This is a genomic window from Bacteroidota bacterium, assembly GCA_039821555.1.
In the GTDB taxonomy this organism is placed as follows: Bacteria; Bacteroidota; Rhodothermia; order Rhodothermales; family Rubricoccaceae; genus JBCBEX01.
The window spans coordinates 140,616-163,017 of record JBCBNX010000004.1 but is presented as its reverse complement, the minus strand read 5'-3'; the positions used below and the strand labels follow the sequence as shown (position 1 = coordinate 163,017).

The following is a 22,402-nucleotide window of genomic DNA, read 5'->3' as shown; positions in this document are numbered from 1 at the left end:
CGTGTCGTGGTGGTGGTTGGCGCGATCAGGCATGGCACAGGGAGAGCATACGGCGAGGGGAAGCCGTTCGACGCGTCTTCGCCGGTTGCGTTCGCTGCACCGCTAGCAGAAGCTTCCAACGGTCTAGCGGCGTCACTACAACGGGCTAGCGCGTCACTACGAAGCGTTGCGTGGCCTGCTGCGCCCCGTGCCGCAACCGAACCACGTAGGCGCCCGCGGCGAGCGCGTGCGTGTCGAGCACGACCGAATGTGAACCAGGCCGGAGCGGGCTGTCCACGAGCGTCTGCACGCGACGGCCGAGCACATCGTAGACCTCGACCTGAGCTATAGTCTCGCGGGAGCCTTCCAGGTAAAAATCGAAGCGCGTCTGGCCGGTGGCTGGGTTCGGGTAGGGTGCCGCGAGGGCGAAGCGAGGCTGCATCGCCTCGTCCTCCGCGTTGACCGGGTTGAGGAAGCGCAGCACCCGCGCCTCGTGCCCAGCGAGGTCGAGGTCGGCAACGTCGTTTTCGGCCAGCACGGTCACGAACGACTGCGCGGCGTCAGGCGCCAGCAGATCCGTCACGACCCACTCGCCTGGGGCGAAGGTGCCGGGCGGGAGCGAAACGGTCACGTTGGACTGCGCCGATTCGCTCGCGTTGATGAGCACGAGCACGGCGTCATCGTCGGTCTCACGCACGAACGCCATCACGCTACCCGAGGAAGCGGGTGCGGCGAAGTAGGCTCCGCGGCGGAGCGCTGGGCTGGCGTTGCGCGCGTGCACGAGGCGGCGGTAGTGGCTCAGCAGCGAGGCTTCGTCGTCCGTCTGGCCGTCGACGTTCCACGCGCGGTAGTTGCTGTTGAGCGGGTGCCACGGCGTCCGCGTCGAGAAGCTCGCGTGCGTGTCGGCGCTCCACTGCATCGGGCGGCGGATGTCGGGGTCAGGCTTGTGGCCGAGCATGCCGATCTCTTCGCCGTAGTAGACGAACGGCACGCCCGGCAGCGTGAGGTAGAACGACGCGGCCACGCGCGCCTTCGAGGGGTCGCGGCTGACCTGTTCCATGACGCGCTCCTGGTCGTGGTTGGTCAGGAACGTGGCGACCTGGAGGTGCGGATACGCATCGTAGACGGTCTGCATCTGGCGGATCGCGCCCGTGGCATCGCCGGTGCGGGCGGCGTGCAGGATCTGCCCGGCGAGGTCGAAGTCGAAGCACGTCGAAAGGCGCCCTTCGGTGAGGTAGGGCACGACGTAGGGCGTGCCGGACCAGGCCTCGCAGACGGTGAACGCCTCCGGGTTCGTCTCGGCGATGTGCGTGCTGAACTCGTTCCAGACGGCGAACGTCGCGGGCGCGTCCTCGGCGATGCCGTCTTCTTCGACGAGGTACTTCACGGCATCGAGCCGGAAGCCGTCCACGCCGATGTCGTCCAGCCAGAAGTCGGCGGCGGCGTAGATGCTGTCGCGCACGGCCTGCGACTCGTAGTTGAGGTCGGGCATGCCGCTCCAGAAGACGCCGTAGTAGAAGCCGCGCGCGGCGCGGTGCCACGGGTCGCCGAGGGGGCCGTTCGAGCCGGGGTCGGTGGCGGACCAGCGGTAGAAGTCGGCGTAGGTCGGATCGTTTTGCGCGGAGGCGCGGAACCACGGGTGCTGCGTCGAGGAATGGTTCATCACGTAGTCGATCACGACGCGGATGCCGCGCGCGTGGGCAGCGTCGAGGAAGGCGCGGAAGTCCTCCATCGTGCCGTAGTCGGGGTGGACGGAGCGGTAGTCGACGACATCGTAGCCGTGGTAGCTCGGCGAGTCGTGGATGGGCATGAGCCAGAGGCCCGTAACGCCGAGGTCGTCGGTGGTCGTCGGGTCGCCGTCATTCAGATAGTCGAGCTTCTCCGTGAGCCCGCGGAAGTCACCGATGCCATCGCCGTCGCTGTCGTAGAAGGAGCGGACGAACACCTCATAGAAGACCGTGTCGTTCCACCAGCGGAGTTGGCTCACGTCGCGGGCGCGCACCTCGACGTAGTCCTCGATCACGAGCGTGTCCTCGCCCTCGGGGCCCGTGACGGTGAGCGCGACGTCGTAGAGGCCCGGCTCCGTGTAGCGGACGACGGGCTCGGCGTCGGTCGAGGTGGCAGGGGTCCCGCCTTCGAACGTCCAGGACCGTCTGCTGACCGCGCCGGACGAGCGGTCCCGGAAGGCCGCCAGCCCCCCCTCCGAGAGCACGCGCGGGCCTGTGAACGCGGCCGTCGGCGGCCCCGTGGCAGGCACCTCATCGTTGTACCACACCGTGATCACGTTGTCGGCCGGCAGCACCGTGTAGCGCCGGTTGTTGCCGGGCCCGGGGAATTCCTCGGTGCCGTCCCACGTGCCGTTGTAGCGGAATTTGTACTCGATGCTTTGGCCGGGCGTAAAGCCGGTGAGGGTGACCTCGTAGGTGAGGTCGCCGTCGGGATCGGCGAGCGGCGTGACCGGGCTGCCCCAGTCGTTGAAGCTCCCGGCGAGGTCCACGCTATCGGACGCCGGGTCGAAGGCCCCGCGATCCACCTGTACGTCCATCTGCACGCGGAAGGTGATCGGCACCTGCGCGGCAGCATCGAAGGGAGCGGCGACGAACAGGACGAGCAGGGCAAACAGCAGACGCATGGCAGCGGCGCAAGTTGGAGGGGGTTGCAGCCCGCAACATACTCGCCGACGCGTTGAACCGTAAGGGTGGGCCGTCCTCTTCCCGCCTTTGTCACCGGACGGGTGCCTAGGCCGCAAGCGCCTCTTCCTCCAACACTTCGTCGAAGCGCACGCCGACGAGCTTGCTCACGCCCGCCTCCTGCATCGTGATGCCGTACATCCGGTCGGCGGCCTCCATCGTCAGCTTGTTGTGCGTGACGAGGATGAACTGCGTCGACTCGGCGAACGACCGGAGCAGGTTCATGAACCGCCCGATGTTGGCGTCGTCCAGCGGGGCGTCGACCTCGTCGAGGATGCAGAAGGGCGACGGCTTGACGAGGTAGATCGCGAACAGGAGCGCGATGGCGGTGAGGGTCTTCTCGCCACCGGAGAGTTGGGTGAGCACGCTCGGCTTCTTGCCGCGCGGGCGCGCCGTGATCTCGATGGCCGCTTCGAGCGGGTCGTCGCCGACGAGCGAGAGCGCGGCGTTGGCGTCGCCGCCGAAGAGGTCGTTGAAGAGGCGCTGGAACTGTGCCTGCACGGCGTCGAACGTCTCGGAGAAGCGCGCCGACGCCGTGGCGTTGATCTCCTCAATGGTCGAGAGCAGCGTGGCTTCTGCGGCTTCGAGGTCGTCGCGCTGCTGCACCATGCGTTCGAGACGCGCCTCTTCCTCCTCGTACTCTTCCAGCGCGAGCGCGTTGACAGCGCCGAGCCCGCGGATCTTCTCGCGCAGCGTGGGCACCTCGGTGCGGGCCGCGTCAGCGTCGAAGCCCGCTGGCTGTCCGTCGGCGTCCGTCAACAAGTCAGCGGGGATTGGGCGGTCTACGAGGTCGGCGGCGTCGAGGCCGTAGTCGGCGGTGGCGCGCTCGGCGAGGGTCGCCTGCCGCGTCTGGATCTCGGCGAGGCGGAGGTCCCGCTGGTTGAGCGCGTGGAGCGCCTCCTCGCGGGCGCGGCGGATCGACCGCAGCGCGTCCTCGCGTTCGTTGGCGTCGCTGCGTGCGCGAAGCACCGTGAGGTCGGCTTCGGCGACGGCCTGCGTCAGCCCGCTGCTGTCCCCCCGGAGCGCCTCGATCTGCTGGGCGAGGTTTCCGTACCGGTGCTGGGCATCGGCCCTCCGCGAGGCGGCGTCGCGTTCCTGGCTGGTGCGGCGCTCGGCACGGGCAGCGAGGTCGGTGAGCGCCTGAAACGCCCGCTGCGCCTCCCGGCGGAGCGTGGCGACGGCGTTCTGCGCTTGGGCGGCGGCGAGCCGCGCATCGGACAGGGTTTGCTGAGCCTCGCGCTGGTGGTCGTCGGCCTCCTGCGCGGTCATTTCGGCCGTCGCGAGCGTGGCGCGTGCCGCCTCGGCCAGGGCCTCGGCCTGGGCGCGGGTCGCGGCAAGGCTTGCTTCATCGTCCTCGGCGTCCAGCTCGCTGGCGAGCGCGTCGCGGCGGGCCGTGAGCCGCTGCAGCCGCTGGTCGAGGCTCTGCTGCGCGGCTTCGTGGCGGGCGTGCTGCTGCTCGGCCCGAGCGAGCGTCTGGCGGGCCTCGCGCTGGGCCGCCTGGCGCTCGCCCAGCGACAGCGCCGCTCGCTCGCCCTCCACACGCGCTACGGCCGCGACGAGCTTCTCGATCCGCGCCTCGGCCTCGGCGAGCGTGTACGTGATCTGATCGAGCCGTTCGCGACGCCCGAGCCGGAGCGCAGCGGCTCGCGGCTTCTCCTCTCCCCCAGCATACGTGCCGCGTACACTCGTCCAGGCCCCGTCGCGCGTCACGAGCGTGGCAACGGGATACGTCTCGCGCAGATCCTCGGCCACGTCGAGGCTGTCGGCGATGAATACGTTGTCGAGAAGCAGCCGCACGAGCGCGCGCAGCGACTCGTCGGGGACACGGACCGCATCGCGGGCGGGCGTGGTGCCGGGCGGCGTGGGCGAGCGGTCGCGGCTGCCGCGCGAGGGCAAGCGGTCGAGTACGACGAAGGTGGCGCGGCCACGGTCGGCTTCGCTCAGGCGGGTGATGGCAGCGGCGGCCTGCGCCTCGGTCTGCACGACGAGCGCGTCGGCCCACGCGCCGAGCGCGGCGTCGAGGGCCCGGCGGTCGCCCTCGTCGCAGGCGAGCAGGTCGGCGACCGTCTGCGGCGCGAACGTGCTCTCGCCACTCCACGCCGTGTCGTCGAGCAGAAAGGCGGCTGGGGCGTCGAGGTCCTCGCGCGTGTCCAGCAGGCTCTGGAGCAGGTCGGCTTCGGTGTGTAGCGCGGCGACGTCCTGCCGAGCCTCCCGCAGCGTGTCTTTGGCCTGCCCGATGTTCGCGTCGAGGCGCTCGCGCTCGGCCTCAGCGCCGTCGAGGGCCGCCTGGGCCGTGTTGAACGTCGCCCAAGCCTCGGCAACTCGGTCGTTCGCCGCGTCCAGGTCAGCCGCGAGGGCCTGGCGTTGCTGCCCGGCGTCGGTGAGTTCGCTGTCTAGGCGGTCGGCCTCGGCTTGGCGGAGGGTACGCCGGTCTTGGAGGCGCGCGAGGGCGGCGGCGGCGGCCTGGGCCTGACTCGCGGCGTCGTTGGCGGTGCGGCGGGCCTCGTTCAGCGCTGTCCGCTGCTCGATGGCGGTGCGGCGGGCCGTCTCTGCTGCCGACTGCGCAGCCTGTAGTGCCGCTTGGCTCTCTGCGTGGCGTGCCTCGGCGGCCTCCTGCTGTGCGGCCAGGGTGGTCTGCTCCTGCTCCAGGCTGGCCTGCCGCGTGGCGTCCCGCTCGGCCTCGCTGGCGAGTTGGGCGAGGGTTGCGCTGGCGTTCTGGGCGCGCTCGGTTGCAAGGCGCTGCTCGGCCTCTGCGGCACGGAGCCGCTCCGCGTGGGCGTACTGCACCTGTTGTTGCTCCGACAGCGCCTGCTCAGCCGTGATGAGGGCCGCGCGGGCCTGCTCCACGGCGGCCTCGCCCTTCGCCAGCGCAGCGTTCTGCTGGCCCACCTCGGCGCGGAGCTGCATCGCCTGCTTCGTGACGACGGCCCGCTCCTCGGCGAGGCGGGCATAGTCGTGGGCGATGAGCGCCGTCTCCAGCGCTTCGAGGCGCGTGGCGAGCCGCTGGTAGCGCTCGGCTTTCTTGGCCTGCCGCGCGAGCCGACGGACCGTCTTCTCGATCTCGTCCGTGAGGTCGCGCAGGCGCGTGAGGTCGGCCTGGGTGCCGTCGAGCTTGCGGAGAGCCTGGGCGCGGCGGCGCTTGTACTTCGTCACGCCGGCCGCTTCCTCAAAGAGCCGCCGCCGGTCGGCCGCGTTCTCGCTCAGGATGTCCTCGATCATCTTCAGCTCGATCACGGAATAGGCTCCCGCGCCGAGGCCCGTGTCCATGAACAGGTCGAGGATGTCCTTGAGACGGCAGACGGTCCCGTTGAGGAGGTATTCCGAGTCGCCTGAGCGGTAGAGGCGCCGCGCGACGGTCACCTCGCTGTAGGCCGTCGGCAGCACGCCGCGGTTGTTCTCGATGGTGAGGCTCACCTCGGCGAGCCCGAGCGCCCGCCGGCTCGACGTGCCGTTAAAGATGACGCTCTCCATCTTGTCCGAGCGCAGCAGCCGCGCCCGCTGCTCGCCAAGCACCCACCGCACCGCGTCGATCACGTTCGACTTCCCGCAGCCATTCGGCCCGACGATGGCCGTGACGCCGGGGTCGAACTGAAGCGTGGTCTTCTCGGCAAACGACTTAAAGCCGTGAAGCTGGAGGGTGCGTAGATACATAGACGCAGGCCTGGCGGGTGGCGGACCGAGGCGATGGAGTCCAGACGAGGGGCCGGGCGGGAAGCCGCGAGCGGCGATAGGTGGGGATCCGGCGAAGATACACGCGCCGTCGGCGTCGATGGGGCCACGGGTGCCGGTTCCGCCATACACCAACGCCCCACTGTCGGAAAGACAGCAGGGCGCGTTGATGATTCGAGGTGACGGGCGGATTCGAACCGCCGTACTGGGTTTTGCAGACCCATGCCTAACCCCTCGGCCACGTCACCAGGGCAGGACCCAATATACGCTGCTCTTGTGGTGGGTTCTCCCGCGCGCTGCGAAGCCTCGGTGGATCCACGCAGCCCCACCGCCGCAAAGGATCGCCCGGCCCGTTCATCGTGCGGGCGCGTTTTGGGGGTGCGGGCTATACTGTCGCACGTCTCCCTCGTGGCCCCATGCAGTCCCATCAAACCCAGGATCTCGGCACCCTCGCCCCGGAAGAAACCGGGCACGTACCGGGCGCGCGCAAGTTTGGCACCTTCGCCGGGGTGTTCACGCCCACGCTGCTGACGATCCTGGGCGTGATTATGTACCTCCGCACCGGCTGGGTGGTCGGCAACGCGGGCGTGCTGGGGACCGTGGGCATCCTCCTGCTCTCGTTCGGCATCACCATCGCGACGGGGCTCTCGATGTCGTCGATCACGACGAACATCCGCATCGGCGCGGGCGGGGCGTACTCGATCATCTCGCAGTCGCTGGGGCTGGAGGTTGGCGGCAGCGTGTGCATTCCGCTCTACCTCTCGCAGGCGCTCGCGGTGGCGATGTACGTCTTTGGCTTCCGCGAGGGCTGGGCCTACGTCTTCCCCGACCACCCGGCGATCCTCGTCGACCTCGGCACGTTCGCGGTGCTCTTCGGCATCGCGGTCGTGAGCGCGTCATTCGCGTTCCGGGTGCAGTACGTCATCATGGCGGTGATCGCGGGCTCGCTCGTGTCCGTCGCGCTGGCGGCGGTGAACGGCTCGATGCAGTACGACCTCGCCAACGTCGGGCTGACGGGGCCCTACTCTGGTGCCCCCGAGGACGGCTTCAGCGGAACGACGTTCTGGATCGTCTTCGCTGTCTTCTTCCCTGCCGCGACGGGCATCATGGCAGGCGCGAACATGTCGGGCGACCTCCGCGACCCACGTCGGAGCATCCCGCGCGGAACGATGGCAGCGATCGCCGTCTCGCTGGCGATCTACGCGCTCTTGGCCTACTGGCTGGCGCGCTCGGCGACGCCCGAGGAACTGCTGAGCAACTACACCATCATGATCGACCGCGCCTACTGGGGGCCTGCCGTGCTGGCGGGTCTGCTCGGTGCGACGTTCTCATCAGCGCTGGCCTCGCTCGTGGGCGCACCGCGCATCCTCCAGGCGCTTGGTGACCACGCAGTGCTCCCACGCGGGCCGTGGCTGGCCGCGCGCACCGCGAAAGGCGAGCCCCGCAACGCGCTCGTTATCACCGCCGCGATCGTGCTGGTGGCGCTGCTGCTGCGCGACCTCAACGTGATCGCGCCGCTCATCACGATGTTTTTCCTCATCACCTACGGCATGATCAACTTCGTGGTGTTTGTGGAAGGGCAACTGGGCCTGGTGAGCTTCCGGCCGCAACTTCGCGTACCGCAGTCGGTGCCGCTGCTCGGGCTGGCGGGCTGCCTCCTGGCGATGTTCGTCGTCAACCCGACGTTTGCGCTCGCGGCGGTGGTGGTGGTAGTCGGCGTCTATGCGTTTTTGCTGCGCCGCCACCTCGAAGCCCCCTATGGCGACGTGCGCAGCGGCCTCTTCGTGGCCCTCGCGGAGTGGGCGGCGAAGCGGGTCGGTGATCTTCCCACGCGGCAGGAGCGCGCGTGGAAGCCCAACGTGCTCGTGCCCGTGCAGGACCTCAGCGCGCTGCGCGGCTCGTTCGAGCTGCTCCGCTCGCTCGTCTTTCCGAAAGGCTCCGTCAAGCTGCTTGGGCTCTCCACCGGCACGGCGGACACCACCGATACCGCCATCGCCGAGCCTGACTTGGAGCGACTCCCGACGCTCAGCGCAGCCTTTCGCCGCCAGGGCGTCTACGCGACGTGGACCACGCTGGAGACGGACGACTTCGCGACGGGCGTCTCGGCAAGCCTCCAGGCGCTGCGCGGCACGTTCTTCCGCCCCAACATCCTGTTTCTGCGCCTCCCCGATCTCGCCCTTCCCGACCATGCCGCCCGTGAGCAGGCCTACGCCCGCCTCACCGTTGAGGCCCGTCGGCAGCGCGTCGGGACGGTACTCTACGCGCCGCACCTGCGTGCCGGGCTCGGCCAGCGGCAGCATGTCAATGTCTGGATCCACGACCGCTCGCCCGACTGGCGCCTCTCGATGGACATCGGCAACCTCGACCTCTCGCTGCTGCTGGCCTACAAGCTCAAGCGCAACTGGGACGGCCTCATCCGGCTCATCACCGTCGTGGACGAGGCCGAGGCCGAGCGCGCACGCCACTTCCTCGACCGGCTCATCGACCTCGCGCGCCTGCCCGACGCCACGCCCGTCGTAGGCACCGGCACCTTCCGCGACTTCGTCCCGACCGCGCCCCATGCGGATCTCAATCTGCTCGGCCTCATGCCGGACCCGGACTTCGATGTGATGCGCGGCATGGTCACCACCCTCGGCGCCTCCTGCCTGTTCGTGCGCGACTCCGGCGATGAGAATGCGCTGGCCTAGCGCGTGGTGCACACACTGCGCGAAAGCGGCCAGACGGGGAAAAGTACGCGGGCGTACCCTGCTGATTCTCAAGAGGCTGAACCACACCTCTCAATAATTGCCTCCACTTAGGGCTTAAGGCATTTGGATACGGATCGATACCGGGCCTAACCGTTCGCTCTGCGTACTCCCAACCCCCTGTATCGTGAAAAAACTCCTCTCCATCGTCCTGGTCATCGCGTTTGTGCTTGGGATGAAGTTCTTCAAACAGCACGAAGCCGATGGCGACATCCACGATGAAGCCTATTTGTTCGTGGAGGCGCTGCCTGACTTCGACCAACACCAAGCGTTCTACGCCACCGCCTTCGAGGTTGCTCACGACAAGGCCTTTCAAGAGGCCTACCACCCGGGCCGCCGCCGCCGGGCCGCCACGTTCGATGAGGATCGCTATTTCGAGGTGCTCTTCGACTCCATGGCCTCGCAGGCGCAAGCCGGTGGCGACGCCGACCATGCTGACATGATTCGGACCTACGCGACCCTCCTGCTGACATCGAGCGGTTGATCTGCTCCAGTAGACCGAGTTTGGCGACGGCAGCCTGTTCCAGCGGGTTGCCGTCGCTGTTCTTACCCCGCCCGTTCGTGAGGCCGCGCAGGCAGTGGAAGAGCGGGAGGTCCGCGAACTGCCCAACGAGGTAGGCCACCAGGTTGCCCACGATGACCCAGGTCGTCGTCCCGAACATCGCATCGAACGCTTCGCCTGGGACTGCTGAGACCGGATCTGTGGGCACGGCCAAGGCGACCTTGAGCAGGACGAACCTGAATGCCACCATCGCCACGCCGAGGAGCGTCAGGAACCGGATGCCGGGCTTGCCGAATTACTCGTTGACGAGGTCCGTGACGAGGTCCGTGATCGGGAAGGCGATCACCCCCGCCGTCATCACCACGCGATCGAAGGGCGTGCCGAAAAGCGTGACGGTGCCCGGTAAGTCAATTTCCGCAAAAAGCTTATCCGCTGTCGCCTCGGCGATCACAAGCGCAGTCAGGAAGACGGCCGCGCAGATGACCTGGAGCTTCTGCGAGCGCGTGGGCGACTGAACAAGAGGAGGCGACACAGCGGCACCGGCGAGGACGAGAACACGCGACGGGCGCAGTCTGCGAAGACCGCGCCCGCTGCTTGGCCGCTGCCCGCGCTGCCTACTTGAGCAGCACGACCTTCTCGCGCACGGAGTAGCCCGTCGCCTCGTGGAGCACGCGCACGACGTAGGTGCCGCTCGCGTGACCGCTCAGGCTGACGCGCACCTCGCGGGTGGTCGACGACTCCTCGCGGAAGCGGTCGCTGTAGACCCGCTGGCCGAGTAGGTTGAACACCTCGACGCTGTACATCCCGGCTTCGCCGATGCCGAAGCGCACGGTAGTCGCTGGGTTGAACGGGTTCGGGTAGATGCCTTCGAGTTGGAAGACCTCGCCGCTGCGCGCCTGCGGGGTGTCGGCGTCCTCGGCGGCCGTCGTGCCCGTGACCTCGATGTCATCCACGTAGTAGAACTCCGACGTGACGGTGTTGTAGCCGCGGACGATGAGTTCGAGCGTCTCGCCGCTGAGGCCGTCGAGGGTGACCGTCTCGGCGGGGCTGTCCCGGAACTCGTCGGTGCGGCGCGCCCACGTCGTCTCGGGGCCGCCGTCAAGGCGGTAGGCGAGGACGAGGTAGTCTTCAGGGTCCAGGCCACCGTCGCCGTCGATGAGGGCGGAGAGGTCGATGCTGGCGTAGCCGGTGATGTCGATGACCTCCGAGCGCCACACGCCGACGCCTTCCGCGCCGCCGTTGGTCTGGTCGGGGTCGCTGATGAGCAGCCGCCCGCCGCTGACTTCGATGCGGCCGGTCGCGCTGACGTCGCCGCCTTCGAGCGCCGCCGTCCAGGCGGTGTCGCCGTCGTCGCGGGTCGTACCGTTGGCCTGGCCGAAGGTCTCCACCCAGGGGAGGTCGCCCGACACCTGCGCCGTGCCCGTGACCGCGACCTGCTCGAAGGTGCCGATGCTCACCACGCCCACACGGTCGACGTCCGTCGCCGCCGAGGCGAGGCCCACGAATGCATCGGCGCCCATCTGCACGGTCACGCTGCCCTGTGGCGTCCACGTCTGGCCGTCGTCGGAGGTGTAGGCTGTGAACGTATTGCCGGCGCGGTCGAGGCGAATCCAGACGGGCGCCTCGCCGTCGGTGAGGAACTGCGAGTCCATGAACGCGCTCGTCTCGGGACGGCTCTGGAGGTGCAGCCCACGCGTCGGCGTGACGACGAGGAAGGCATGCGCCGAGCCCTGCGCAAGCGACTCGCGAATCATCAGGCCAGCCTTCGACCAGTCGAATGGCGCGGCGATGCGCGAGAAGCGGGCCTGGACGGAGCCGTCGCCCGAGAGCGGCTGGTAGGCCCAGTAGAAGTTGTCCGCGTCGCCCCAGATGTCGCCGGAGGACGTGACGGAGAAGGCCGTGCCGTTGAACGTCGCCTCCTCATCGCCGATGCCGGTGCCCACCTGCGCCTGCTGCCACGGGTTCGGGAGGCCGCCGGGGTCGCTCGGGCCGTCGCCGAGGGTGACCTCGGAGAAGGTCGAGGTGGCCGTGACGCCCGCGCGGCCGACATCGTCGCCCGTGAGCGCGAGGCCGACGTCGAGGGCTTGCGCGAAGCTCAGGTCGATGGTGCCGAGCGAGGACCAGACGCCGCCGTCAGGCGAGGTGAACGCCTCGAAGCGGTTGCCGATGCGGGTGAGGCGAATCCACTTCGGGGCGCCCTCGCCGTCGAGGAAGCGGTAGGCGTAGGCGCCGTCGTCGGCGCGCCATTCGAAGTAGGTGCCGTCCTGCTTCGTGACGGTGAGGTGGAGGTAGGGCGCGTCGGTGGCCGTGCCCTGGCGGGCCATGAGGCCGCCGCGCGCGTACTGCGTGCCGCCCGAGAAGTCGTCCATGCGCGCGGTGAGCGTGAAGTCGCCGGAGCGCGGCTGGCGGACAAACTGGAAGGCGTCATTGCCCGCCGGGCCGAGCTCGCCGCTGGCCGTGAGCGTGAACGCCGCGCCGTCGAACGTCGTCTCGCCCGCCTCGACGGGCGTGCCGATGTCGCCCGCGACCCACGGCTCGGGCACCTCGCCCGCGAAGTCGTCCTCGTTTTGGTGGCGGACGCGCAGCACCTGCCCCGTGCCGATGTTGATGTAGTGCATCAGCTTCGAGGTCGGGTCGTAGGCGAAGCCGACCACGGAGCCGGTGTTGGTGCTGAACACCGTCTGGCTCTCGAAGCGGTCTTCGCTGTCGAAGCGGCCCGTCGCCATCCAGCCGTTGGGGTAGTCGGCGTAGAAGAGCACGCCCTGGTAGGCGGGCGGGTAGCGGTTGCCCTGGTAGAAGTCGCCGACGATGATCGCGTCGCCGCGGAGCCCGGCGGGGAAGGAGTTCGACGGCTGGTTGGTCCAGTAGAGCGCCGGATTCACCGTCTCGGCCTGCGTGTAGGTGTCGCAGCCGTTGGAGGCGGGATTGGCGCGCTGGTATTCGTTCTGCTCGAACGGCCCCTCATAGCACGGCCAGCCGAAGTTCTCGCCGCCGGTGCGCGCGATGTCGATCTCTTCCCAGTTGCGCCAGCCCACATCGCCGATGAAGATGGAGCCAGGGCGGCCGTCGGCCACGTTCGCGGAGCCGGTGCCGGGGCGGATGGTGATGCTAAACGGGTTGCGCAGGCCGAAGGACCACACCTTCGAGATGTTGGCGTCCGGGTCGCCGTTGTAGAACGGGTTCGAGGGGTAGCCCTGCCCGTTCGACGGGTTGATGCGGAGGATCTTGCCCGCGAGGCTTTCGAGCTGCTGCGAGCGGAATGCCCCGATGTCCTCGACCTCGGGGAGGGGGTTGCCGGGGCCGAAGCACTCGTCGTAGAGGCCGCCCGCGTCCATCTGCTGGAAGCTTGCCGCGTCGCCCGTGGAGACGATCAGCGAGCCGTCCGGCGCGAAGCGGATGGCGTCGTTGACATGCGAGGTGAAGCACGCCGGGATGTCGTCGATGATGATGGTGCGCGTGGCCGTGTCGGCGCGGTCGCCGTTGGCGGTGTAGCGCACGACGCGCCCGAAGCTGTCGCGGATGCCGTTGTCGTCCGCGCCGCCGCCGGGGTTGACCGAGTAGAAGACGTAGACGTACTGGTTCTGCGCGAAGTTGGGGTCAAAGGCGATGCTCGTCATGCCGCGGTCGCCCGCGTTGAGCGTCTCGTCGACGAGGTTGAGGAACGGTGGGCCGAGCTTCTGACCGTTCTTGACGACCATCACGCGGCCCTGCTTCTCCGTCACGAACATGCGCCCGTCCGGCGCGAAGGCTAGGCTGGTCGGGCTCGCGAAGGTAGCCGTCCCTGCGGCGTTCTCGACAAAGAAACCGGAAGGCACACTCTGTGCCTGGGCAGGATGGTGAGCGAAGAGCAGGCCGACGGCTAGGGTCAGCGTGGCCAGGGCGTAACGGAGCAGCATCGAGGGGGAGGGCGTGCCGAGAGAAGAGCGAGTGCCTCCGACTTAACAAGGGGCACGCCAAGGGTCTATGGCCCGCCTTCCTTGTCACGTTTGGGTTCCCGCACGCCCCAGCATTGCCGGCTCCGCTCTGGCGCGGGCGCCCTCTGCACGCCGTCGCACGGCTCGCACGCCATGAACGCGCCCGATCCGTCGCACGCACGAGTCTCGATCCGTCGCGCACACGAGCCTCGCGGCTGGGCTCTGCTATCGGTTCTGCTGCGGTTGCCAACGACGAAGCGCCGGGGTCGTCATAAGACGCTCCCGGCGCTTCTCGTCCAAGTCACACTCGTCGGTACCCTACTCTATCCCGAAGAGGTGACTCGGAGTTCGTTGCGACGCGCCGTACCAGTCCGGGAAGCTGGCGCCGTTCGACTGCACCCAGTCCACGAAGCGCGGGTAGCCCTGCGTGAGGTCGCGCTGCTCGATGGGGTGCACGAAGCCCTCGGGCAGGTGGAGCGCCCAGGGCAGGCCAGCCTCGGTGCGGTAGGTTGTGCCGGTGCCGACGTTGGTACGGTCGTGGAAGGTGCCGAAGACCGTGTCGTCGGCCAGCGCCGTCGGAGCAGCGTCGGGCAGGTGCACCTCCACGCCGCGGTCGTTCTTGCGGAAGAGGAACGGGTTGTAGGGCGCGTCCATCAGCAGCGAGCCTTGGAGCGGCGTGGTGAACTGCAGAAGCACGTTGACCGTGTCGCTGGCGAGGACAGGCGAACCCGCCTCGGTGTTCACGAAGCCGACGGCGCCGGGGATCATAGCCTTGGCGTCGTCGAACGGGATGACGACGGCGTTGGTGTGCCCGGCCTCGACGCCGTTGGCGGCCAACGTGACCGTGCCGGGCTGGCGGCTGTAGGTCACCGACTCGACGTTGGACGCCGCGACGGGCAGCTCGACGCCAAAGCCGTTCACGAAGCCTGCCCCGACTGCCTGGACGGCGTAGTCCGCCTCGAAGCGCACCACTTCACTCGCCGAGTTGGTGATCTCGCGGTAGCGGTAGCGCACGACGAGGTCGTTGAAGTCATAGTCGCCCGTGCCAGGCCAGAGGTCTTCGAAGGCCACGGCGCCGAAGACATACTCGCTCGGGCTGTAACGCTCGAAGGCGAAGTTAGCCTCCGTCGGGAAGTCGTCGAAGACGTCGGGGACGCCGTCGTTGTCCTGGTCCTGGTTGTAGCTCGGCCCGGTGGCGCACGGCAGGAAGTCGAGGTCGTTGACGCCGATGCTCATCTCGTGCACCTGCTGGAACTGGCCCGAGAGGCGGTCCACGCGGTAGAGCGTCGTGCCCGCGTTGAGATAGATCTGGCCCTCGCCGTCCACAGTGCCTCCGTTGATACTCTTCGGGAACGTGTCGATCAGGAGCACGGCCGTCTTCGACGTGGCGTCGTTGTCGTCGATGCGCCACATCTTCTTCTTGGCGGCGTAGTAGATCGAGCCGTCGACGGTGATCATGAGGTCGCCGGAGTTGGTGTTGTCCACGCCGGGCACGCTCCATTGCTGGACTTCGGCGCCCGTCGAGACGCTGATGCTGCGCAGCACGCGGTTGTGCAGCGTGTAGAGGGTGCCGCTCCGGGGCTCGAAGGCGATGGCGTTGGACTTCGGCGAGTCGCCGACCACGGCGAAGACCTGGGTGCTCAGATCATAGCTGTAGAGCTTCTGGGCGTCGTTGCTGTCCTTGACGGTGAAGTACATCATCTGCCCAATCGGGTCCACGGCCATGCCGGCCGTGCCGTAGGGCAGCGTGGGGAGCGTCGTCTCGGAGAACGCCTCGTAGTCCACGAGGAAATGGTCGCGGTTGCCGTTGACGGCCACGAGCGACTCCGTGCACTGCTTGGCGCCGCCCGACGCCTTGCCCGCGAAGGCGTGGCTCGCCTGGCCACCGGCCACCGTCACCTCCGTCTCCGACACGTCGCCCGACGCGTTGCGCTTGACAATGAGGCGCTCGGTCGCCGTCGGCACCGCGAAGGGCAGCGTCGTCTGGCCGCTCGCGTCCGCCAACGCCGCGCCGAGGTAGTAGCGCTCGCCATCAGTGCCCACGCGCCACACGTCGTAGCGGGTCGGCACGTCGGTGTCGGCCTCGGTGAGCGTTAGGCCGATGGCCTGGCTGGTGGCGAAGTCGAACGACGGCGCAGCGGTGATGCCGCCGAGCGGCCCGTCGGACACGGGATCGACGGAGGTGGGGCCGTCTATGGTTGGGCCGGCCGTATCGCAGGCAGCAAGGACGAAAGCAGCGCCGCAGACGAGCGCGAAGCCGCGCAGAGCGCGCGGCACCAGGGAGTGGTACATGAGTCAAGAGGTAGGTGGTGGACCCGGGGTGGTAGTCCAGGCGTGCGGTTGGTGCCTCTCCTCCGTCCAATTCTGTTCCACGGGCAGGCCGAATCGCTCTCCCGGGGGCGTCACGTCACACACTGTCGGTCAATCCTCTGCGATGCAACACGACCGTGGCAGGCCCTCGATGTGAACGAGCGAGGCTAACGCTCTGATCGGTGTCCATCTGTACTACAGTCGTTACGCCAGGCACTTTTTCACCCACGTACCTCCCGGCCGTTTGGAACACGCCTCCACAGCGAGGCGCCGAGGTCGTCGTTCGACAACCTCGGCGCCTCTCGTCCAAGTCACTCTGCGGGACCCTACTCCTGCCCGAAGAGGTGACTCGAAACCCGGTGCGGCGACGCGTACCAGTCTTGATACCGTGTGCCGCCGGACAGCACCCACGGTGCAAAGCGCGGGTAGCCCAAGGTGAGGTCGCGTAGCTCGATCGGGTGCGCGAACTCGTCCGCGATGTGGAGCGCCCAGGGTAGCCCCTCCGCCGTGCGGTAGGCCAAGCCGATGGCAGCGTTCGTGCGGTCGTGGCCGGAGCCGAGGCGCTCGGTGTCAGCGAGCGCGGTCGGTGCCGCGTCCGGAAGGTGCACCTCCAGCCCGCGGTCGTCGCGGCGGAAGAGGAACGGGTTGTACGGCGCGCCGAGAACCATCGACCCTGGTACGGGCGTGGCGAAGGTGATCGCCACGTTGACCGTGTCGCTCGGGAGTACGGACGTCCCGACCTCGGTGTTGACGAAGCCCGCAGCGCCGGGGATCATAGCCTTGGCGTCGTCGAACGGGATGATGACGGCGTTGGTGTGGCCCGCCTCGACGCCGTTGGCAGCCAGCGCGATGGTTCCCGGGCGACGGCTGTAGGCGACCGAGCGCACATCGGCCGCGGCGACGGGCAGCTCGACGCCGAAGCCATTCACGTGACCTGCGCCAGCGGCCTGGACGAAGTAATCGGCATCCAGGCGCACGACATCCCCGTTGGCGTTGGCCATCTCGCGGTAGCGGTAGCGGACGACGAGGTCGTTGAAGTCGTAGTCCCCGACGGATGGCCAGAGGTCTTCGAAGGCCAGCGTCCCGAAGCCGTCCTCGCTCGGGCTGAACCGCTCAAAGGCGAGGGCCGGGTCGGTCGGGAAGTCGTCGAAGACATCCGGGACGCCGTCGTTGTCCTGGTCGCCGTTGTAGTTCGGACCCGTGGCGCATGGCAGGAAGTCGAGGTCGTTGGCCTTGGTCGACAGCGTGTGGATCCGGTCAGCCTCGCCCGTGACCGGGTCGACGCGATAGAGGTTCTTGTTGGCGACGAGGTAGAGGTAGCCATCCGTACCAACCGTGCCGCCGGTCGGGTCCTCGGGGAGCGTGTTGATCAGCACGCCTTGCTTGGTCGACGCGTCCACGTCGTCGATGCGCCAGACTTTGCGGCTGCGCGAGTAGTAGATCTCGCCGTTCACCGTGATCATGACGTCGCCGCCGGTCACCCGGTCGATGTCGCGTACGGTCCATGTCCGCAGCGTTGCGCCCGTGGTGGGGTCCGTCTGCGTCATCGTGCCGCGCATGATCGTGAAGAGCGTCTCGCTCTGCGGCTCAAACGCCATCGCGTGCGACTCGGCCGTCGGGCCGACCACGCTGAACGCCTGGGTGTCGAGGTCGTAGCTGACGAGCTGGTACTGACCACTGACTTTCTTGCTGGTGGCGTAGTACATCTTCCGGTTGATCGGGTCGATGGCCATACCGTACGAGCCGGTGGGCAGCGTGGGCATGGTCGTCTCGGAGAACGCCTCGTAGTCCACGATGAAGTGGTCGCGATTGCCGTTGATGGCCACGATTGCGTCGGTGCACTGCTGGGCATCGCCTGAGGCCTCGCCCGAGAACGAGTGCCCCGCCAGCCCGCCAGCCACGGCCACTATCGTTTCCGACACATCGCCCGACGCGTTGCGCTTGACGATGAGGCGGTCGGTCGCTGTCGGCACCGCGAAAGGCAGTGTCGTCTGGCCGCTCGCGTCTGCTAATGCTGCGCCGAGGTAGTGGCGCTCGCCATCGGCGCCCATGCGCCACACGTCGTAGCGCGTCGTGATGCCCGCATTCGCCTCGGTGAGGACCACGTCAACGGGCTGGCTGGTGGCGAAGTCGAAGGACGGGGCGGCGGTGATGCCGCCGAGTGGGCCATCGGCGGCGGGGTCTAGCGGATTCACCGCGTCGAGACCCGGGTCGACCGTGTCACAGGCTGCGAGCGTCAGCAGGGCTCCGAGGGCAAGTATCCAGGAGCGGGAATAGTGGAAGCGTGGCATGGGAGGAGGGTGTGATCGTGCCCGGCCGGCGCCGAGCGTGGGGTAGGTGTTCGGGCCTCGCAACCGAACACCGTTCCGCCCTGGACCAGCCCGTACCAAGTCGCCCGAAATGGACGATTTGGGCGACTTGGCGGCTGTAAATGGCACGCTACGTTGGCGCGCCCGCCATGTAAAAACGCGCGATCTCACCCGAAATCACTGTCGTCAAACGCTACGCCGCGGCCTCGAAAAGCCGAAATGCGTCACCGCCAGAATCATTATCAAACAGTCGATCAATTCGTCATGTTCGCTCGGCGACCTCGCGCGTGCCGATCGGGGCGGCGACGATCGCGTCGGGGAGGCCGAACGCGTCCACGAGGCCGACGGCGTGGGGCCGCAGCTCGCCGAGGAGCGCGTTGACCTCGGCGCGGATGGCCTTGGCCTTGCCGCCGTCCATGTAGCCCTGTTCGAGGAACCAGCCGCGGTCCTCCTCTAGATCGTGCAGCGCATAGAGCGTGCACAGCTTCCCGAGCAATGCCTTCAGTGTGGGGTCCGAGGTGGCCTCGACGGCACCGTGGAAGGCGTCGAGCGTCTCGCGCTTGGCGTAGGCCCACGCAGCGGTGAGCAGGTGGTCCTGCACCTCCACGAACGCGTCGAACGAGTCCATGCCGTTGTCGAGGCGGCGCTTGATGCGGCCAGCCGCGCCCACCTGAAGGTCGCGCTCGCGCTGCCGGAAGGCGTCGAGGTGGAAGGCCGGGTCGCGGAGGTGGTCGCGGTCCTTCTTGACGGTCAGCAGCGGGTTGAGGTGGACGATCTGCTCGACGCGGTCGGCGAGCGCGTGGCGCACCTTGCCAAAGGTCGAGAGGTTCTTGAACTCCTTGGCGTAGTCGGAGAGCAGCCCCTTCGCGACCTGGAGGAGCAGCACCGTGTTGTCGCCCTCGAACGTGGTGAAGATGTCGGAGTCCCGCTTGTGAGCGGCGAGGCGGTTTTCCCAGAGGTAGCCCTGGCCGCCGCAGGCTTCGCGGGCCTCCTGGAGCGTCTCGGTGCAGTTCCAGGTCGCGAACGCCTTGAGCGCGTTGGCGCGCGCCTCGATCTCCTGGAGGTCGTCGCCGGGGCGAGCCGCCGCGAAGTCCTCGCGCAGCTTGGCGAGGGCGAAGTGCAGGCCGTAGGCCTTGGCAAGGAGCGGGAAGAGCCGCCGCTGGTGCGAGAGGTAGTCGAGGATGGGCACCTCGGCGCGGTCCTTCGGGCCGAACTGCCGCCGCCGCGCCCCGTAGCGCAGCGCGATGGTCAGGCCGACCTTCGCCGCGCTGTTGCCGCCCGACCCGACCGCGATGCGTCCGCCGACGAGCGTCGAGAGCATCGTGAAGAAGCGGCGGCCCTCGCTCGGGATCGGGCTTTCGTAGACGCCGTCCTCGGACACGCTCGCGAAGCGGTCGAGGAGGTTGTCGCGCGGGATGCGGACCTGGTCGAACCACAACCGCCCATTGTCGACACCGTTGAGCCCCATCTTCTCACCGCCATCCTGGATGCGTACGCGCGGCATCGGGCAGCCGTCTGCGCTGCGGATCGGGACGAGGAACGCGTGCACGCCGTACGACTCCATCTCGGCCGCGCCGCTCGCGTCGGTGTGCGGGATCTGGAGCTGCGCGAAGACCGTCGCCACCTGGCCGTGGTTGGCGGCGTTGCCGATCCACTCCTTGCGCGCCAGGTTGCGCGGCGTGTCGATGACGAACTCGCCGGTGGCCGCGTCGTAGGTCGCGGTCGTCTCTAGGTCGCGGACGTTCGAGCCGTGGCCAAGCTCGCTCATCGCGAAGCAGCCAGGCAGCTCCATCGTGCCGATTTTCGGGAGGTACTGCCGCCGGTGCCGCGCCGTGCCGAGTTGGTTGACCGAGCCGCCCCACAGGCCAAACTGCACGCCGAACTTGACGACGAGCCCGAGATCGTGCGCCGCGATCGTCTCGAAGGCCACGATGAACTTGGCGATGCTGTTCTCGCCGCCCGCGTAGTCGGGGAAGGCGAGCGCGCCGAAGCCCTGCGCGGCGAGGTGCCTGCACCAGCGCAGCGCCCGCTCGCGCGCCGCCGCCGTGTCGAGCACCGGCATCGGGTCGAAGAGCGGGTCGGAGAGCACCGTCTTGACGCGCTCGCGGAGGTCCTCGTAGTCGCCGTCGAGGATCGCCTGCAACGCGACGACGTCGAACTGCGGCTCGGGGATCGCGGCCAGCGGCGCGGCGTCAGGCCGCTCGGCGAGGAGCTCGGTGAGGGCCTCCTCGGCCGCCGGGCCGAGCACGCCTTCGAGGTCGTGCAGCGCGCCGATAACTTCGGACGAGACGCCGTCGCCGGACGAGATGCCCGCGACCTCGGCCATGCCGAGCCCGAGCATGGCGAGCGAATTGCAGCGCTCCTCGGGGAGGTGCTGCGCCGCCGTGCGGATGGCGCGCATCCAGCGGCGGTACTGCGTCGCGGTCGGTGGATTGAGCGGGTCGAGCCACGCGGCAAGTTGCTGCTTGTCGGCGTCGGCAAGCCACGCCTGCGCCTCAACACGCTGCCGGATCTCGGCGACCTCGGACGGGGTGAGCACGCCGTCGGCCCAGGCGAGGTAGAGCAGCGGCAACAGCGCGATGGTCTGTTCGGAGGCCGAGCCGAGGGCATCGGGCGGGACGGGAGCGAGCGGGGCAGCCATAGCGGGGGAGCGTGGCGAGTGTGAAGCGACGGTGGACGCTGCTGCTACGTTACGAACGCCCGCGGGTTTGCACGAGCCTGCACCTGTGGAAGCGTGAGCGCCAGGCGCGCGCCTACCTTTTATCACGCTCTTCTTTCTTGTGACCGCGGGCACGACGACCACCGGCGCCGCCGTGCACACGTGTACCGCGCACGGTGCCCCGTGTCTGCACCTCGCGTCTGCTGTGGCGCAGCGGTCCACTCAGCCGCTCTCCGATCTCGTATGCGTCTGCTCTTCTCGCTGCTCTGCGTCCTCGTGGTTTCGCCCCTCGTTCCCACCATGCTCGGGCAGGCCGACACGCTCGTTGGTCCCTGGGATGGTGCAATCTCCATCGGTGCCGTGACGCTCGACATCACCGTCACGTTCAGCGAGGACGGAAGCGCCACCATCGATATCCCGCAACAAGGAGCGATGGGCCTACCGCTTCAGAACGTGAGCATCGCTCTTCCTGCGGTGCGCTTCGAGTTGCCGTCCGGCCTCGGCCTCGCCGTCTTCGAAGGCACGCGCGACGCCAATACGATTGTAGGCGCGTTCACGCAGGCATCGGCGTCTGGGACGTTTTCGATCACGTGGCAGGACCCAGGCCTGGCCGATGCTGACGCTTCCAAAGCGCAGGTCCTGCCGCCGGGCGTCCTCGCCGAAGACGTAGCCATCGAGACGGCCACGGGCACGCTGCGCGGCACGCTCACCTGGCCCGATGGTACCGAGCAGCCCGCACCGGGCGTCGTGCTCATCGCAGGCTCAGGCCCAACGGATCGCGACGGCAACAGCATCATGCTGCCGGGCAAGAACAACAGCTTGCGGATGCTCGCCGAGGCCCTCACCGCCGAAGGCTACGCCGTACTGCGCTTCGACAAGCGCGGGATCGCGGGCAGCGCCGGGAGCACCCTCGCCGAGGTAGACCTACGCGTGGAGACATTCGCGGACGATGTGACCGCGTGGGGCCGGTGGCTCCGCGTCGACCCGCGCACCACGGACGCACTCACGCTTATCGGTCACAGCGAGGGGACACTTGTCGGCGCCCTCGCCGCCCCGGCGCTCAACGCCAACGGGTTCGTAGCCCTCGCTGGCCTAGGTCGCCCCATTCAGGTCGTACTCCGCCGCCAACTGGCTGCCCAACTCCCGCCCGACGTGATGACGGAAGCCGACTCCGTGTTCGCCACTCTCGAACGCGGCGGGACTGTCGACGGCCTCTCGCCCATGCTGCTGACCATGTTCCGGCCCAGCATCCAGCCCTACCTCACCTCCGTGATGGCCTATGACCCGACCACCCTGCTCGCCGCCCTCGACGCGCCGGTGCTCGTGGTCAACGGCACCACGGACGTGCAAGTCACGGTGGACGACGGCGAACGCCTGGCCGAGGCCGACAACGCCACGCTGATCGTGATCGACGGGATGAACCACATCCTCAAGGCCGTCGACGGGCCGCTCCAGATGCAGCTGCCGAGCTACGGCGACCCGTCGCTCCCGCTCCATCTGGACCTGCTCCCGGCTCTGGTCGGCTTCCTCGCGGAGATCGAATAGCGAGGGAGATCGAATAGCGAGGGAGATCGAATAGCGAGGGAGATCGAATAGCGAGGGAGATCGAATAGCGAGGGAGATCGA

10 protein-coding genes and 1 tRNA gene are annotated in these 22,402 nt (G+C 68.3%); 3 read left to right on the top strand and 8 right to left on the bottom strand.

Annotated features, from left to right (window positions below; all coding sequences use genetic code 11):
- Positions 1–145: 145 nt before the first annotated feature.
- The 3 genes from AAFU51_06675 to AAFU51_06665 form a co-directional block, all read right to left on the bottom strand.
- Positions 146–2,611, bottom strand: coding sequence for an alpha-amylase family glycosyl hydrolase (locus AAFU51_06675; protein ID MEO1570936.1), 2,466 nt, complete (start codon positions 2,609–2,611; stop codon positions 146–148).
- 106 nt (positions 2,612–2,717) lie between these two features.
- Positions 2,718–6,320 carry a chromosome segregation protein SMC gene (gene smc, locus AAFU51_06670; protein MEO1570935.1) on the bottom strand — a complete coding sequence of 1,201 codons (3,603 nt, stop codon included), beginning with the start codon at positions 6,318–6,320 and terminating at the stop codon, positions 2,718–2,720.
- 195 nt (positions 6,321–6,515) lie between these two features.
- Positions 6,516–6,586: transfer RNA gene (locus AAFU51_06665), tRNA-Cys, on the bottom strand.
- 168 nt (positions 6,587–6,754) lie between these two features.
- Between AAFU51_06665 and AAFU51_06660 the strand changes: the two genes are divergently transcribed.
- Both AAFU51_06660 and AAFU51_06655 read left to right on the top strand, forming a co-directional pair.
- Positions 6,755–9,025 (top strand): amino acid permease, encoded by a 2,271-nt coding sequence (locus AAFU51_06660; protein ID MEO1570934.1) that lies wholly within the window; start codon positions 6,755–6,757, stop codon positions 9,023–9,025.
- A gap of 184 nt (positions 9,026–9,209) precedes the next feature.
- Positions 9,210–9,566 carry a hypothetical protein gene (locus tag AAFU51_06655; protein ID MEO1570933.1) on the top strand — a complete coding sequence of 119 codons (357 nt, stop codon included), beginning with the start codon at positions 9,210–9,212 and terminating at the stop codon, positions 9,564–9,566.
- A gap of 313 nt (positions 9,567–9,879) precedes the next feature.
- Here AAFU51_06655 and AAFU51_06650 read toward each other — a convergent pair whose 3' ends face one another.
- The 5 genes from AAFU51_06650 to AAFU51_06630 form a co-directional block, all read right to left on the bottom strand.
- Complete coding sequence (locus AAFU51_06650) at positions 9,880–10,116, bottom strand: hypothetical protein (GenBank protein ID MEO1570932.1); 237 nt, start codon at positions 10,114–10,116, stop codon at positions 9,880–9,882.
- Between the two features lie 82 nt (positions 10,117–10,198).
- Positions 10,199–13,480 (bottom strand): PQQ-dependent sugar dehydrogenase, encoded by a 3,282-nt coding sequence (locus tag AAFU51_06645; GenBank protein ID MEO1570931.1) that lies wholly within the window; start codon positions 13,478–13,480, stop codon positions 10,199–10,201.
- Between the two features lie 336 nt (positions 13,481–13,816).
- Positions 13,817–15,790: an LruC domain-containing protein gene (locus AAFU51_06640; GenBank protein ID MEO1570930.1), complete on the bottom strand. Its 1,974-nt coding sequence runs from the start codon at positions 15,788–15,790 to the stop codon at positions 13,817–13,819.
- Positions 15,791–16,134: 344 nt separating this feature from the next.
- Complete coding sequence (locus AAFU51_06635; GenBank protein MEO1570929.1) at positions 16,135–18,099, bottom strand: LruC domain-containing protein; 1,965 nt, start codon at positions 18,097–18,099, stop codon at positions 16,135–16,137.
- 280 nt (positions 18,100–18,379) lie between these two features.
- Entirely contained in the window at positions 18,380–20,758 is a 2,379-nt protein-coding gene (locus tag AAFU51_06630; protein MEO1570928.1) for an acyl-CoA dehydrogenase, read from the bottom strand.
- A gap of 261 nt (positions 20,759–21,019) precedes the next feature.
- On the opposite strand from AAFU51_06630, the gene AAFU51_06625 reads away from it, so the two are divergent.
- On the top strand, positions 21,020–22,321 hold the full coding sequence (locus AAFU51_06625; GenBank protein ID MEO1570927.1) for an alpha/beta fold hydrolase: 1,302 nt from the start codon (positions 21,020–21,022) through the stop codon (positions 22,319–22,321).
- Positions 22,322–22,402: the final 81 nt, after the last annotated feature.